This window comes from Streptomyces longispororuber, from assembly GCF_024448165.1.
Taxonomy (GTDB): Bacteria; Actinomycetota; Actinomycetes; order Streptomycetales; family Streptomycetaceae; genus Streptomyces; species Streptomyces longispororuber_A.
Map to the genome: position 1 here is coordinate 1 of NZ_JAMOLN010000243.1, position 14,445 is coordinate 14,445.

The 14,445-nt window shown below is 72.4% G+C and carries 14 protein-coding genes; 3 read left to right on the top strand and 11 right to left on the bottom strand.

Features of this window, described 5'->3' with window-relative positions; translation table 11 throughout:
- The coding region (gene leuE / locus M4J07_RS41275; protein WP_255981142.1) for a leucine efflux protein LeuE at nt 1–652 on the bottom strand (652 nt) is incomplete at its 3' end.
- Between the two features lie 98 nt (nt 653–750).
- Entirely contained in the window at nt 751–2,331 is a 1,581-nt protein-coding gene (locus M4J07_RS41280; RefSeq protein ID WP_255981144.1) for an acyl-CoA mutase large subunit family protein, read from the bottom strand.
- Nucleotides 2,332–2,580: 249 nt separating this feature from the next.
- Between M4J07_RS41280 and M4J07_RS41285 the strand changes: the two genes are divergently transcribed.
- Nucleotides 2,581–3,429 carry a L,D-transpeptidase family protein gene (locus tag M4J07_RS41285; RefSeq protein WP_255981146.1) on the top strand — a complete coding sequence of 283 codons (849 nt, stop codon included), beginning with the start codon at nt 2,581–2,583 and terminating at the stop codon, nt 3,427–3,429.
- 218 nt (nt 3,430–3,647) lie between these two features.
- On the opposite strand, the gene M4J07_RS41290 is transcribed toward M4J07_RS41285, so the two are convergent.
- From M4J07_RS41290 to M4J07_RS41320, 7 genes are all read right to left on the bottom strand, one after another.
- A complete protein-coding gene (locus M4J07_RS41290; RefSeq protein WP_255981148.1) occupies nt 3,648–4,799 on the bottom strand; it encodes a hypothetical protein in 1,152 nt (383 codons plus the stop codon).
- On the bottom strand, nt 4,799–5,473 hold the full coding sequence (locus M4J07_RS41295) for an RNA polymerase sigma factor (RefSeq protein WP_255981150.1): 675 nt from the start codon (nt 5,471–5,473) through the stop codon (nt 4,799–4,801). Before M4J07_RS41295 ends, M4J07_RS41290 begins: the two co-directional genes overlap by 1 nt.
- 295 nt (nt 5,474–5,768) lie before the next feature.
- On the bottom strand, nt 5,769–6,413 hold the full coding sequence (locus M4J07_RS41300) for a hypothetical protein (protein ID WP_255981152.1): 645 nt from the start codon (nt 6,411–6,413) through the stop codon (nt 5,769–5,771).
- Nucleotides 6,410–7,018 carry an RNA polymerase sigma factor gene (locus tag M4J07_RS41305; protein ID WP_255981154.1) on the bottom strand — a complete coding sequence of 203 codons (609 nt, stop codon included), beginning with the start codon at nt 7,016–7,018 and terminating at the stop codon, nt 6,410–6,412. Before M4J07_RS41305 ends, M4J07_RS41300 begins: the two co-directional genes overlap by 4 nt.
- A gap of 110 nt (nt 7,019–7,128) precedes the next feature.
- Entirely contained in the window at nt 7,129–7,965 is an 837-nt protein-coding gene (locus tag M4J07_RS41310) for a hypothetical protein (RefSeq protein WP_255981156.1), read from the bottom strand.
- Entirely contained in the window at nt 7,950–8,369 is a 420-nt protein-coding gene (locus tag M4J07_RS41315) for a hypothetical protein (protein WP_255981158.1), read from the bottom strand. Before M4J07_RS41315 ends, M4J07_RS41310 begins: the two co-directional genes overlap by 16 nt.
- A gap of 130 nt (nt 8,370–8,499) precedes the next feature.
- Nucleotides 8,500–9,441, bottom strand: a complete 942-nt coding sequence (locus tag M4J07_RS41320) for a hypothetical protein (protein WP_255981160.1) — start codon at nt 9,439–9,441, stop codon at nt 8,500–8,502.
- A gap of 154 nt (nt 9,442–9,595) precedes the next feature.
- On the opposite strand from M4J07_RS41320, the gene M4J07_RS41325 reads away from it, so the two are divergent.
- On the top strand, nt 9,596–10,876 hold the full coding sequence (locus M4J07_RS41325; RefSeq protein ID WP_255981162.1) for a DUF4241 domain-containing protein: 1,281 nt from the start codon (nt 9,596–9,598) through the stop codon (nt 10,874–10,876).
- A gap of 15 nt (nt 10,877–10,891) precedes the next feature.
- Here the strand turns inward: M4J07_RS41325 and M4J07_RS41330 are convergent, their stop codons facing one another.
- Nucleotides 10,892–13,093: a peptidoglycan recognition protein family protein gene (locus M4J07_RS41330; protein ID WP_255981167.1), complete on the bottom strand. Its 2,202-nt coding sequence runs from the start codon at nt 13,091–13,093 to the stop codon at nt 10,892–10,894.
- A gap of 457 nt (nt 13,094–13,550) precedes the next feature.
- Between M4J07_RS41330 and M4J07_RS41335 the strand changes: the two genes are divergently transcribed.
- The gene (locus M4J07_RS41335; protein ID WP_255981164.1) at nt 13,551–14,009 is read left to right on the top strand and encodes a hypothetical protein; all 459 of its coding nucleotides are present in this window, start codon (nt 13,551–13,553) and stop codon (nt 14,007–14,009) included.
- 111 nt (nt 14,010–14,120) lie between these two features.
- Here M4J07_RS41335 and M4J07_RS41340 read toward each other — a convergent pair.
- Nucleotides 14,121–14,445, bottom strand: a 325-nt coding sequence (locus M4J07_RS41340) for a hypothetical protein (protein ID WP_255981166.1), incomplete at its 5' end; no start/stop codon positions are given.

The window sequence follows — 14,445 nt, forward strand, 5'->3', positions numbered from 1 at the left end:
CGCTGGCCAGCGAGAGCTTCACGGCGAACCCGAGGAACAGGACACCGGCCGCGGACGTCGCCCCGGCGGAGAGCCGCTTGCGGCGCCGGAAGGCGGCCGCCAGCTTCGTGCCGCTGAAGATCAGGGCCGACAGGTACAGGACGCTGGCGATCTGCGCGAAGGCGCCCAGGATCACGAAGGAGAGGGCGGGATAGGCGTAGGACGGGTCGACGAACTGCACGAAGAAGGCGATGAAGAAGAGGATCGCCTTGGGGTTGAGGAGGCTGACCACGAAGGCACGGCGGAAGGGCCGCTCCTGCGCGGGCTCCGCCTCGGCGGCGCCGGTCTGCTCGGCGAGCCGCTCGCGGCGGGTGCGCCACATGCCCCACGCGGCGCGCAGCATGCCGACCGCGAGCCAGGTCAGATAGCCGGCGCCCGCGTACTTCACGATGCCGAACAGCACGGCGTTGGCCTGCAGGAGGGAGGCGACACCGGCCGCCGACAGAGTCATCAGGACGGTGTCCCCGCACCACACACCGGCGGCGGCCTTGTAGCCGGTGCGTATGCCGCGACGGGCGGCGACGGAGATCACGTACAGCGAGTTCGGCCCCGGGAGAAGGATGATGAGGACGAGACCCGCGAGATAGGTCGGAAGATCGATGACACCCAGCATGGGCGGAGTGTCGCACGACCGTACGACATGACGCCCAGGGGTTCCGGATGGCGGAACCCCCAAGCGCCCCCGAACCAGGACATCTTGGGACGGAGTCGTCAGAAGGCGTCGGACGGGACGTACGTGCCCCACACCTCGCGGAGCGCGTTGCAGACCTCGCCGACGGTGGCGCGGGCGCGCAGGGCGTCCTTCATCGGGTACAGGACGTTGTCCTCGCCCTCGGCGGCCTTCTTCAGGGCGGCGAGCGCGGTGTCGACGGCCTCCTGGTCACGTCCGGCCCGGAGCGCGGCGAGCCGGTCGGCCTGCTGGGCCTCGATGGCCGGGTCGACGCGGAGCGGCTCGTAGGGCTCCTCCTCGTCGAGCTGGAAGCGGTTGACGCCGACCACGACGCGCTCGCCGGAGTCGGTCTCCTGGGCGATCCGGTAGGCGGAGCGCTCGATCTCCGACTTCTGGAAGCCGTGCTCGATGGCGCTGACCGCGCCGCCCAAGTCCTCGACCCGGCCCATGAGTTCGACGGCGGCGGCCTCCACGTCGTCGGTCATCTTCTCGACGACGTACGACCCGGCGAAGGGGTCGACGGTGGCCGTCACGTCCGTCTCGTAGGCGAGGACCTGCTGCGTGCGCAGGGCCAGGCGCGCCGACTTGTCGGTGGGGAGCGCGATGGCCTCGTCGAAGGAGTTCGTGTGCAGCGACTGCGTCCCGCCCAGGACGGCGCCCAGGCCCTGGACGGCGACCCGCACCAGGTTCACCTCGGGCTGCTGCGCGGTGAGCTGCACGCCGGCCGTCTGGGTGTGGAAGCGGAGCATCAGCGACTTGGGGTTCTCCGCGCCGAACTCCTCCTTCATCACCCGCGCCCAGATCCGGCGGGCGGCACGGAACTTGGCGACCTCCTCGAGGATCGTCGTGCGGGCCACGAAGAAGAAGGAGAGGCGCGGCGCGAAGTCGTCCACGTCCATGCCGGCCGCGACGGCGGTGCGGACGTACTCGATGCCGTCGGCGAGGGTGAAGGCGATCTCCTGCGCGGGCGAGGCACCCGCCTCGGCCATGTGGTAGCCGGAGATGGAGATGGTGTTCCACTTGGGGATCTCGGCCCGGCAGTACTTGAAGATGTCCGCGATCAGCCGGAGGGAGGGCTTGGGCGGGAAGATGTAGGTGCCGCGGGCGATGTACTCCTTGAGCACGTCGTTCTGGATCGTGCCGGTGAGCTTGTCGGCGGCGACGCCCTGTTCCTCGCCGACCAGCTGGTACATGAGGAGGAGCAGCGCCGCGGGGGCGTTGATCGTCATCGACGTGGAGACCTTGTCCAGCGGGATCCCGCCGAACAGCACGCGCATGTCGTCGATCGAGTCGATCGCCACGCCCACCTTGCCGACCTCGCCCGAGGCGATCGGCGCGTCCGAGTCGTGCCCCATCTGGGTCGGCAGGTCGAAGGCGACCGAGAGGCCCATGGTGCCGTTCGCGATCAGCTGCTTGTAGCGGGCGTTGGACTCGGTCGCGGTGCCGAAGCCCGCGTACTGGCGCATCGTCCAGGGCCGCCCCGTGTACATCGACGGGTAGACACCGCGCGTGAACGGATAGGCGCCCGGCTCGCCCAGCTTCCGCTCCGGGTCCCAGCCCTCCAGAGCCGACGGGCCGTACACCGGCTCGATGGGCAGTCCGGACTCGGATTCGCGCGCCATGGTTGTGCCTCCAGCGATCTGCCGTTGCTTGCGTTGCCTGCGAGCTACTTGCCAGTAGAAAGCCGACCCTCGCGACGGACTGTAGCGGCGGGCGTGCGGCGGGTGGAGAGGCGCACGCTGGGACCTTGCTCACAGCCTTCCCGCAGGTGACCGGGGACTCCCGGACCAGGTCCGTTTAGTTCGCAACCATCCGGGCGCGGGCAGCATCTGAAGTGACAAGAGAGAACAGCGCAGCAGGCGGGGGACGTCATGCGGACATCTGTCATACGGAGAACTCTCGCCGTCGCCGGGGCGCTCGCCCTGGCCGGCGGCTGTACGGCGCAGGCGGTCGAGGGCGGTGGGCCGCCGTCGGCGGCCTCGTCCACCGCGGCCTCGCCGTCGCCCGGGAAGGCGTCACCGGCGTCGCCCTCGCCCTCGGCTCCGGCGGACGACGCCAAGCCCTCGGCATCCCCGACGCCCACCCCGGCCAAGGTCCTCTACTCGCCCGGGGACAAGGGCGCGAAGGTGCGCGAGCTGCAGGCGCGGCTGCGTCAGGTGGCGTGGCTCTTCGACGGGCCGACGGGCACGTACGGCGCGTCGACGACCGCGGCGGTCAAGGGGTTCCAGGGCAAGCGCGGGCTGCCGCGCACCGGCACGACGGACACCGTGACGTGGCAGCGGCTGGTGAGGATGACGCACCAGCCGACCCGCGACGAGCTGTACGCGGCGGGCGGCCGGCCCGCGGCGAAGCCGGATCCGCGGTGCATGACGGGCCGGGTGCTGTGCATCAGCAAGACCAGCCGGACGCTGTCGTGGATGGTGGACGGCAAGCGGCTGCTGACGACGGACGTCCGGTTCGGCTCGCAGTACACACCGACCCGCGAGGGCCTCTTCCACGTGGACTTCAAGTCCCGCAACCACGTCTCGACGATCTACCACACACCGATGCCGTACGCGATGTTCTTCAGCGGCGGCCAGGCGGTGCACTACTCGTCGGACTTCGCGGCCCGGGGCTACGCGGGCGCGTCGCACGGCTGCGTGAACGTCCGGGACGAGGCGAAGATCGCGAGTCTGTTCGCCCAGGTCCGCACCGGCGACAAGGTCGTCGTCTACTGGTGACCGCCGCGGGCGGCCCGGGGAGTGAGCGGCGTGGGTGGGACCGGGGGAACGTGTCCCACCCACGCCAGTGGCACTGAGCCGAAGGTACGGGGGGAACCCCGGCTCGTGCACGGCCGATGACCAGTCGGCTCACTCAGTACTGCGTCGTCTGCACGAAAAACGTCACACCTGTCGCGCGACTTTCTTTGCTGGATGACATCTGCGCAGGTCGCAGGGGGTTACGAGGAAGGCGTCGCGGAAGGGGACGCGGGGGCGGACGACGACGCGGACGGCCGCGGAGTGGCCGACGGGAGCTCAGGGGACACGCTGTACGAGAGGCTCGGCTTGGGCACCGACGGGTAGTAGCCGGCGTTCTGGTCGCTGCCGCCCTGGCTGCTGTCGTCGTCCTCGTCGCCGTCCTGGCCGCCGTTCTTCCCGTCGTTCTTGCCGTCGGAGTTCCCGGAGTCCGGGTCGGAGCCCGAGTCGTCGGTCTGACCGAGCACCCGCTCGCAGAGCCGGCCGAGGTCGTCGTTGGTCGCGCCGGACTTCTTCACGGACTCCCGCAGCAGCCGTCTCTGCTCGCCGCTGAGCTTTCCGCTCCGGTACTTGACGCAGCCCTCGATGATCTGGCGGCGCAGCGCGTCGCTGCCCCTGCCGGTCTCGGTGGCCCAGGGGTCGGGCGACGCGGGCGCCCTGTCGTCCTTCGAGGAGCTCCGGTTGTGGTCCGGGTCCGGGGAGCCGGAACTGCCGTCGGGCGACACGTCGTCGTCGGGCAGCGCCTCCTCGTTCTGCCCCGAGCTCGTCGAGGGCGAGGCGAGCGGCTCGTCGGGGCTGGCGGCGGCGGACACGGAGGCCGCGGGCGCCGGGTCGTCCCGGCCGCCGAACGGCGAGGGCAGCACACCGGTGCCGGCGGCGACGGCGACCCCGCCGACCATGCACGCGGCGACGGCCGCGGCCAGCCCGAACCGCACGGGGCGGCCCCAGCGCGGCCCGCCGGCGGCGCCCCGGCCGGAGCCGGCGGGACCCGCGGGCGCCCCGGCGCGATGCTTCCCGGAGCGACCGGACCGGCCGGCCGCGCCGTGTCCGCCGTGTCCGCCGTGTCCGCCGTCGGAGACCGTGGGCAGACCGGACGCGGCGGTGGCACCGGTCGCACCGGTCACCGCGCTGTCCACGGCGGAGACGGCACGCGCCTCCCGGAACGCCTTCAGCGCGGCTTCCTCACCGGGGAGTTCACCACTGGGTCCGGACGGCACGGCGGTGAGCGCGTCGAGGGCGGCCGAGAGCCGCCGGGCCCGTCGCGCATCGTCGTGGGCGACGGCCTCGAGGGGCTCTCCGCGCAGCAGACGCTCCGCCGCCTCGCGGTCCAGCCACTTGTCGTGCTCGTCGGCCATCACATGTCCTTCTGCGTCCGCGTACGCGATTGCGTCACACCGGCGGACGTCACCGTGCTCGTGCTCGGCTGCCTCGGCGGGGGTACCGCACCGAGGGAACCGGGGGCGTTCGTCGCCCGGGATGATTCGGCGCCGAGCAGTTCCGCGAGCCGCTTCAGGCCGCGGTGCGCGGCGGTGCGGACGGCGCCCGGCCGCTTGCCGAGGGTCTGTGCGGCGCTCTTCGCGTCGAGCCCGACGACCACGCGGAGCACGACCGCTTCGGCCTGGTCCTGCGGAAGTTGGGCGATCAGCGCCATGGCGTCGCCGGTGGCGAGGGCTTCCATCGCCTCGTCGGCGGTGTCGGAGAGCGCGGGTTTGCCGGTGAGTTCGGTCTCGTCGCCGCCTATGGCGGGCCGGCGCCCCCGCATGCGTATGTGGTCGAGGGCGCGGTTGCGGGCGATCCGGGCGGCCCAGCCGCGGAACCGGTCGGCGTCGCCCTCGAAGCGGTCGAGGTCGCGGGCGATCTGCAGCCAGGCCTCCGACGCGACGTCCTCGGCATCGGGATCGCCGACGAGCGTGCGTACGTATCCGAGCATCCGCGGGTGCACGGCGCGGTACACAGTCCGGAACGCGGTCTCGTCCCCGTCCTGCGCCGCAAGCACCGCGGCGGTCAGCTCCGCGTCGTCCCCCAGCACTTCCTCTGTCCCTGCCGTCCCTGCCCATTTCGGCGTTGTGCGCCCCCGGCGCGAATCAGCACGCTACGGCCTGAAACACCCCGGCGTCCATGTTTGTACAACGGGCAACCATCGGTGACCCAGTGCGGTGTGACAGAAAACGCACCCATGGCGCTGAAGAGAGTACGGGCCGCTCGCGGCTCGTACCGCGCGGCGGCCGGGGTCTCTCCTGTGGGGGGTGGCGACCTCGGCCGTCCCGTATGTCCGGCCCCGGTCCGCCGCGTCGTGACGACGTGCCGCGTGACGGCGTGGCGCGTTACGACGTGCCGCGGGCCTTGCCCGGAGGGGTCTTCCCGGGGCCCTGGGGCGATCGCTGGGTCGCCGCCGGCTCCACGGCCGCGGTCCGTGACGGCTCGGCACAGCCCTCGGCCGCCCGCTCCGACCGGTTCAGGCCGTGTCCCGCCTCGTACGACTTGCACCGCGCCTGCTGGTCCTTGGCCTGCCCGGGGCGGGAGCGTCCGGCCCTCGGTGCCCGTTCGGACGGGGCGGGTGCGGACGGCTCCGCGGCGGCGGGCGACGGCAGCACGGTGCGGCTCGGCCGGGGCCGCTGGTCCGGTTCGTCCGTCGAGGACACCGTGCCGATCCCGGCCACGGCGACCCCGCCCACGGCGACGGTCGCCACGACGGCCCCCACGGCGGCCCGCAGGGACCAGCGCCCGCGGCGGCGGCGCGGCCGCCAGTCGTCGCGGCGGCGGGTCGGCGCGGTGAACGCCCCCGCGTCGCGCGCGGCACGGAACGCGGCGAGCGCCCGCACCTCGCCGTCCGCGTCGGGAGCGTCCGGGCGGACGGCGGCGGCCAGCAACGCGCCGACCGGGGCCGGGGCGAAGGGGCCGACCGCGTCGGAGGGAGCGCTGTCGACGGAAGGAGCACCGTCGACCGGCGGCGAGGAGTTGTCAGTCATCTCGACTCCCCCAGCGTGTCCGGCCCGTCTTCCGTCACACCCAGTTCCCGCGCGAGCCGCTTCAGCCCGCGGTACGCCGCCGTGCGCACGGCGCCGGGCCGTTTGCCGAGGACACGGGCGGCCGCCGGGCCGTCGAGTCCGACGACGACGCGGAGCAGCACCGCCTCGCCCTGGTCGCGGGGAAGCTCGGCGATGAGGGCGAGCGCGCGTTCGGTGGAGAGGGTCTCGAAGGCCTGCTCGGCGGTGTTGTGCCGACTGGGCAGTTCGAGGACGTCCTGCTCCAGGACGGACTGGCGGGGCCGCACCTTCTGACGGCGCAGCAGGTCGAGCGCGCGGTGCCGGGCGATCGTCGCGGTCCAGCCGCGGAAGCCGGCCCCGTCGCCGCGGAAGCGCCCCAGGTCCCGGGCGATCTCCAGCCAGGCGTCGGCGGCGACGTCCTCCGCCTCCTCGCCGACCAGCCCGCGCAGATAGCCAAGCAGTCCCGGCTGGACGAGCCGGTAGGCCACGGCGAAGGCTGCCTCGTCGCCTTCCTGGGCCCGCGCCACGGCTGCGCCCAGCTCCCCGTCGAACGCCTGCGTCCGACGAGGTTCCCCTCCCTGGCCCAACCGCTTTCCTCTTCGTGCGACTTCAGAAAGGGCGGATGCGTGTCCGCCCACGAGTCCCCGTAGTGATCTGCGCCCCCACCCACAGAAACGTCACAGGGGGCGTCCCGGGGTCAGACGGCGAACATCGAGTCCTCGTCCGCCGGGAACTCCACGATCAGACCGGGCGCGGGACGCCGCACGGACAGAGGAGCGCCGTACTCGGAGAACGTCACGGAGACGTACGCCATGCCCGACGTCCCTTGCAGGGACCGCAGATACGGCTTCCCCCGGGCGTCCACGTAGGCCGTCCCGCGGTCACCGGAACCGGCCGGCGGGACGAGGGGGACGACGCTGCGTCCGCCGCGGCGCACGGCGGGCCGGGCGCGCGTCCCGGCCGTGTTGCCCACCTGCGCTCCCATGGCCTCGCCGATCCGGCACTGCTTCGCCACGGCGTCGGCACCCTTGGGTCCCGGCGGCGACTTCACGTACTTGCCACGGGCGAGGGCGGCGCGTTCGCCGACCCGGGCGGCCGTCTCGCCGCCTTTCTGCTCGGCCATGGCCCGGAGCTCCGCGAGGGACGCGTCGGTGAACCGCAGGTACGCCTCGGGCTTCTTGCCCGCGAGGACGACGAGGTCGCCGCGCATGCCGGGCCCGGCGTCCAGCGTCCCCACGCAGTTGCCGCGATCGTCCATGCGCAGATCGGTACGGATCCGCTTCCCGTCCTTGGTGACGTCCGCGACCATGCGGACGGAGTCGGCGTCCCGCAGCAGTCTGCTCGCCTCCGCCAACAGCCGCTCCCCCCGCACCTGTTCGGCGGGCTTCGGCGGCGTCATGCCGACGGCCGTGGCGGCGGACCGGCCGAAGTGGTGCCGGCCGGGCTCGGGTGCGCGGGGCGTCACGGGGTGGTACGCGGCTCCGCTGCCGGCCAGCGCCACCACGAACGCCCCGGTGATCAGAGCGCGGCGCATGCCCGGCTCCGTCCAGGGAGGGTCAGGTAGAAGGTCTGCAGCGACTCCTCGGGCCCGACCTCGTACCGGTTCACGACCTTGCCGAGCGGACTCCACACCCGTCCGTCGGGCATCCGCATGCCCACGCGCTGTGCGAAGTAGGCGCGTTGGGTCGCGTCGAGGTCCATCCACTCGGCTCCGGCGCGCCGGGCGAGCACCTCGCCGACGTAGGCGCCGAGGCCGAACAGGACGGCGTCGGACGCCCGGCGGCCCGGACTCCCCTTGCGCAGCCCGTCGATGAGGAAGTCGACGACGCGCAGGCTGGCGACGGAGTAGTCGAGCGGCAGCCGCGACGAGGCCACCCGCGCGACGAACGCCGCGGCGTGCCGCCGCATGTCCGCCGCCTGAACATCACCCTCAGGCATGGTGAGCACCCCTTATTTGCTTGGCACTTGACCAGCGGACCGGGGAACTCAACCGTCACAGCTTCCCCACATGTCGCTTCTCACACCACGAGTTGTGTCCGGCCGTACAACCCTCGGCCGCCCTCACGCGTCAGGCCGCGCCCGCCGTCCCGGCCGCCTCCGCGGGCAGCGTCACACGGCCCTCGAACACGCCGCGGTTCTCCTGGCGCAGTTCCTGAGTGAGCGTGATGTTCCTTCCCTGGTACGGGATGACGAAGGTGAAGGCGTACTGGTGCGAGGCGAGCCGGTAGCCGTGCCCGGCGTCCAGGACCCAGGTCTCCTCGAAGTCCCTCAGGGTGACCTGGCCGTCGGTGGCCGTGACGCCGACCTTCCTCAACTGGTCGAGCAGCGGCTGCAGTTCGCGTACGGGAGAGGTGAGCGCCGGGCGCTTCTTCGCGGCCGCGAGCCGCCATCCGCCCGCCCGCACGCGCAGCCGCACCTCGCCGGTCCGCGTGCCCGCGCCGGTGACCTTCGCGCTCTTGGCGTAGCGGGCGAGGACGTCCAGTTCGGCGACCGGGTCCTCGACCTGGTCGGCCATCTCCGGATCGGACAGCGGCCCCTGCTTCCAGGACTTGCCCTCCGTCTTCTCGTGCACCGTGCCGTCGACGAGGAAGACGCGCTCGCTCTTGGGCCCGCTCTTGCCGGTGACGGTGCCGGTCGACCGGAAGGCGTCGGGCCCCGTGGTGCGATGGGCGGTCGCCGCGAACGTGGCCGAGTCCGGGGCCCCGCCCGCCGTCACCAGCGACTGGGTGCCGCGCAGCGCGAACGTCCAGCCGTGCTCGGCGCGCATGGCCTGCCGGGCCCGCTCGACGAACTGGGCGGCGGTCCGCGGCCGCGGCGCCGCCTCGGGCCGTCCGGCGGCCGGTGTCCCCGCGTCGCCGGTCCGCTCCCGTTCCGTCTCGCGCGACGACGTCGACCGGTGCTTCTTCCCGGACGTGCCGTGCCCGGAACAGCCGGTCGCGGCCAGCGCGGCGACGATCAGCACGGTGGTGGCACGGGCCGCGGCACGGCGGCCGGGGACGGTACGGAACACGGATTCCACTCCTCTGCGGGGCCGGACGGGACTTGAGCGGCGCCGGTTATACCGCAGGCCCGACCCGCCCATCCACCGCGGCGACACATCACCAGATGGCCGACATGTCCGCCGGGGCGCGCGCCCGGCCGTCCTGCGCTTAGGATCCGCGCCCATGTCACAACAGGGGTGGATCGACGTCACGTACGGGCTGGGTCACGACGCCGCGAGCGGCACCGTGACCGGGCGGATGACGAGGGAGGCGGCCGCCGCGCTGGACGCCGCCGGGGAGCCGTACACGGTGGTGCTGCGCGAGGGCGACCGGGCCGAGGCGATCGTGGTGCACGTCGCTTGGGCGGCGCACCACTTGGGGATGTGGCTCTACGACCGGCGGCGGCGCCGCTTCATGGAGGTGGACCTGCGCCGCATCACGGACGACCGGCTGTTCCTGCTGCACCAGCGCATGTGGCACTACACCGACGACGACATGGCGGAGGGCTCGCCGGAGGCGGGCCGCGTGACCATCGACCTCATGCCCGGCGGGCGGGGCCGGAAGGTCGTCGAGCCGAAGGGCGAGCGGGGCGGCTCGACCCACACGGTCGCGGACGTCCCGGAGCACCAACGGTGGCTCCCCGTACCGGAGTTCGGTGACTACCGCGGTCTGCTCGGCCTGCTGGGGTTCGGTGAGGAGGCGACGGCGGCGGAGTTCCGTGACGTGCCGGTCGACGGGAACGAGGCGGCGACGACGGCCGACCTGGACGCCGCACCCGACTGGCGGCCCCCGGCCCCGCTCCGCCCCCGCCACCTCGACGCCCTCTTCACGCCCGGCACCCGCTTCTCCGGCCCGTCCCACGCCCGCGAGGAGACCTACCTGGTCCGCCGGCCGGTCCCCGCCGGGACCCTGCACCTGCCCACCGGCCGGCTCGTCGCCCGCGACCCCTCGTACGGGGAGTGCGAACAGGACGCCGGGTTCACGGTGCCGGTGCCGCCCGGCAGCTACCCCGTACAGATCGCGGCCGCCGGGTACGTCACCGAGCACTGGGGCAAGACCCTCGACATCGACGAGTACACGGCGGCCCGCGTCGTGATCTCCGAACGCCCCACGGTGGAGTGGGAGTCGGCGCTCCTTCCCGACCAGGACGTCCGGCTGCTCCAGGACGGCCACTTCTACGGATTCGGCGTGGACGGCGGCACCGGCGCGTTCGTGGACGCGTCCGCCGCCGAGGCCCTCGCCAAGCAGTACTGGACGCGGCTGACCTCGGGCACGGCCGCCGAGGACGACCACGGCATCACGGAGCTCACGGACCCGTCCCGCGGCCCGGCGAACCTCATCGCCTATCCGAGCGGGATGGGCGACGGTTCGTATCCGGTGTGGATCGGCCGGGACGCGGGCGGGGAGGTCACGTGCTTCGTGGCGGACATGCTGATCCTGCACGGCTCCGAGATGTCTGCCTGAACACGGGCCCCACGCCTACTTGATGTAGACGAGGCCGTCCGTGGTGACGGTCGGCCGGCCGCTGGTGCCGACCACCACGATCTTGACCTTGTGGCTGGCGCTGCTGGACCAGGTCTTGGTCCAGATCGCCTGCCGGTAGGCGGTCGTCGAGGACTTCAGGTCGACGGTGCTGACCTTGACGCCGTCCACGTAGACGTACGCCTGCCCGGAGCTCGACGCCCGGGAGACCACCCAGGAGGCGGACCGGCCGGTGAAGGTCCAGGTGAGGGCGGCGCCCTTGGAACCGCTGGAGTAGGACTTGCCGCCGAGGTAGCTGGAGCTCGAACGGGACGTCCAGCTGCCGGACTTGACCGCCGAGGTCTCCTGCTGGATCACCGGCGTGTACGCGGCGGAGGAGTTGCGGTAGTTGCCCGCCCAGTCGTAGGCCCGCATCGACCACGTGGTGGCGGTGCCGGACGCGACGGTGCGGTTGGAGCTGGTGGTCGTCGGGCCGAACGTGGCGGTGCCCGGCGCGAGCAGCTTCACCTCGCGCAGGGCCTTGTCGTCGGTGGCCTTCCAGCCGAGCGTGACGGGCACGGAAGTGGTGTTGACGGTGCCGGTGCGCAGGGAGATCTTCGGGGTGGTGGTGAAGGTGGGCGCGGTCGTCTCGGCGACGAAGTTCAGCGCCGCCGTGGTCGTGACCTTGCCCGACTGGTGCACGGCCCGCACGGCGACGGTGTGGCTGCCGACGGCCAGGGTCGCGGCGGCGGACGTGGCGGAGCCGGTGGCCGTGGCGGCGACCTTGCCGTCGACGAGCAGCTCGTACTGGGAGATCAGCGAGGCCGGTGTGGTGGCCGACCAGTGCAGGGTGACGGCGCCCTTGGTGTAGTACGTCGTACCGGACAGGCTCGCGCCGTCGACGGTGGTGGTCTTCAGACCGGCCACGGGACCGGCGGCCCAGGTGCGGACGGTCGACAGCTGACCGTAGAGGGAGGTGCCCGGGCACTGGGTGTTGAAGCCGTCGCGGTGGGCGGAGATCCGGTTGAAGGTGTACTTCGTGCCCGCGGTGAAGCTGGTGCCGAAGTAGTTCTTCTGGGTCGCGCCCGCGGTGAGCTGGACGGTGCCGGCCGGGTCGGCACCGTACTGGCCGAGCCGCCAGGCGGCGACGCGCGCGATCGAGGTCAGCGCGGCGTTCGAGCCGGTGGTGGAGACGTAGTTGCCGAGGACGGCGATCCCGACGGACTCCCGGTTCCAGCCGTAGGTGTGGGCGCCGAGCACCGGCAGGTCGGTGCCGCCCTTGCGGCCCTCGAAGACGGTGCCGCACTTGTCGACGAGGAAGTTGTAGCCGATGTCGTTCCAGCCCTCGACGTCCACGTGGTACGCGTAGATGCCGCGCACGATGGAGGCCGAGTCGGCGCAGGAGTAGTCGTTGGCGCCGTCGGTGTGGTGCACGAAGACGGCCTTGACGTCCGCGTTGTACTCGGGCGGGTCCTCGACCTTGGACTCGTCGGCGCCCCAGCCGGCGCGGGACGTGATCGGCGGCTTGGGCGCGGTCGACGGGGGTGCGGTGGGCACGGTGGCGGTCGGGGTGGGCGTGGCCGTGTCGGCCGGGGTGGCGGGTGCGCTCGTCGCGGTGTCCACGGGCGCGGGCGTGGTCGTGGCCGAGGTCGTGGCCGTCCCGGCGGTGGGGGTGCCGCTCTCGACGACGAACGCGGCGGGCTCCGCCGTGATCGCGGGCCGCTTCGCCTCGGCGTCGGTCACCACGCCCGGGTCGACGAGGTTGACTTCAAGTCCCTTGGGCAGCGCGGCGGTTGTGCCGTCCTCGTGGGCGACCTGGACCTGCACACCGTCGGAAGGCCCCACGTACAGCGGCTCGGACGCGCCGCGCGCGCCCTGCTCCGGCTTCTCCAGCGGGTCGGTGTCCAGCTCCAGGTCCCGCCAGGCGCTCCACTCCCCCGTCTCCAGGCTGTGCGTCCGCACCTGCGCGGTGCCGTCGAGCTGCTGGGTGGCGCCGGTCCAGGAGACGCCGAGCAGCGAGAACTGCGCGGTGTCCTTGCGCGGCAGTTCCTTCCGCCCGACGGCGTCGCCCTTCAGCGCCACGTCGTAGACCTTGACCGGCCGCTTGTCCTGGAGAGCCGCGCCTCCACCGTGCGGGGCGGGACCGGCGACGGCGTAGGCGGTCACGCCGCCACCGCCGAGAACGACGGCGCCCAGGGTGACCCACACCCTCCGTCTCAGGCTCATCGATCGGTACGCATGGGACACACGAGGGCTCACGTTGTCGTCACTCACTCCGGGTTCGGGCCGAACAGGCCACAGCACAACGCCACTTGGGGCACATCCGTCACGGGGATGGCCACTTGACTCAGCGCACACGCTCCCGGAAGTGTCACCCTCACCTCCGGGCAAACCGGGCGTTCCCCCTGACGCAACCCGCGGTTCACCCAGCATCATCGACGGGGCGAGTGCGCGAAGTCCCGTACGTGGTAAGGCAATGCCGGACGGCTTACGATCACGCCACAGGCGACTCCCCGGCGCTGCTTCGTTCCACCGCGAAGGACGACGAACATGACCGACCTCAGTGGCCTGCCCACGCCGATCCGAGACGCGTCGGCCCGGCCATCGCAACGCGGCGGATCGGCACGGGCGGCGTGCGTGACGTCGGTCAAGAGCGACGAGAGCTGAGCAGCACCGCATGCCCGGACAGAAACGAAGACGCAGGGCGCTCCTGCTGACGGTGTCGGCCGTGGCCCTGGCGTGCGCGGGCTGGGTGGTCTGGCAGGTCATCGCCTTCGCCACGACCGACGACCCCTTCCGCACCGAGCAGTCGGCCTCCTGCGCCGACGCCATGCGCTTCGCCGACCAGAAGGGGCTGCCGGCAGGGGCGTACGACGCGACGTGCTCGGTGCGGGTCTGGCTGGACACGCAGTACGACGCCGAGTTCCGGATCGGCCGACTGGCCCTGCGCACCTGGCTCGCATCGGCGTACCCGGACGCGGAGTGGGACCCGGACTGCTACCCGAAGTCCGTCGACGCCTGCACCCACGTCGAACTGAACCCGGCCGCGAAGGGCGGGGCGATGGCGATCGACATCGACATCGTGTACGAGAAGGACGGCAGGGCACTCGTCCGGTTCAGCCCGTTCGACGTATGAGACCGGCGGATGACCCATGAATGCCCGACCTCGGCGATGAACGGCGACAGGGCCCAGGGGTCCGACTCCTCGCGCGCAAGCCCTCTGTGAGCCGAAGTGGCCTTGCGGATGTCACCCCGGCAGCCACACCGGCCACCACCCCGGCACGTTGTCCGGAGCGCACTCCGGAATGCTCACGGGATAGCCGGCAGGAGCACCGCCGCACACCGCCACCATCACCCAACAGCACATGAAGGTCGCCACGACCGCGACCCCGACGGCAGCCGCCACGCTGCGCCCCGCCAGAGCCCCGAAGGCCATCCTCCAGCTCACCGCGACGGAGGCCCAGAGTGCGAGGAAGCCGGGGGCCAGGGACAGCGAGTTCGCCGACGCGTTGACACCGATCTCGCAGGCGTCCCAGGCGCGTACCAGCAGCACGACGGCCGCGTAGGACACC

Excerpts from the sequence above, each read along its gene's own strand:
- M4J07_RS41285 (WP_255981146.1), top strand. The coding sequence starts at position 2,581 with ATGCGGACATCTGTCATACGGAGAACTCTCGCCGTCGCCGGGGCGCTC.
- M4J07_RS41335 (WP_255981164.1), top strand. The coding sequence starts at position 13,551 with ATGCCCGGACAGAAACGAAGACGCAGGGCGCTCCTGCTGACGGTGTCG.
- M4J07_RS41300 (WP_255981152.1), bottom strand. The coding sequence starts at position 6,413 with ATGACTGACAACTCCTCGCCGCCGGTCGACGGTGCTCCTTCCGTCGAC.
- M4J07_RS41280 (WP_255981144.1), bottom strand. The coding sequence starts at position 2,331 with ATGGCGCGCGAATCCGAGTCCGGACTGCCCATCGAGCCGGTGTACGGC.
- M4J07_RS41290 (WP_255981148.1), bottom strand. The coding sequence starts at position 4,799 with ATGGCCGACGAGCACGACAAGTGGCTGGACCGCGAGGCGGCGGAGCGT.
- M4J07_RS41315 (WP_255981158.1), bottom strand. The coding sequence starts at position 8,369 with ATGCCTGAGGGTGATGTTCAGGCGGCGGACATGCGGCGGCACGCCGCG.
- M4J07_RS41325 (WP_255981162.1), top strand. The coding sequence starts at position 9,596 with ATGTCACAACAGGGGTGGATCGACGTCACGTACGGGCTGGGTCACGAC.
- M4J07_RS41310 (WP_255981156.1), bottom strand. The coding sequence starts at position 7,965 with ATGCGCCGCGCTCTGATCACCGGGGCGTTCGTGGTGGCGCTGGCCGGC.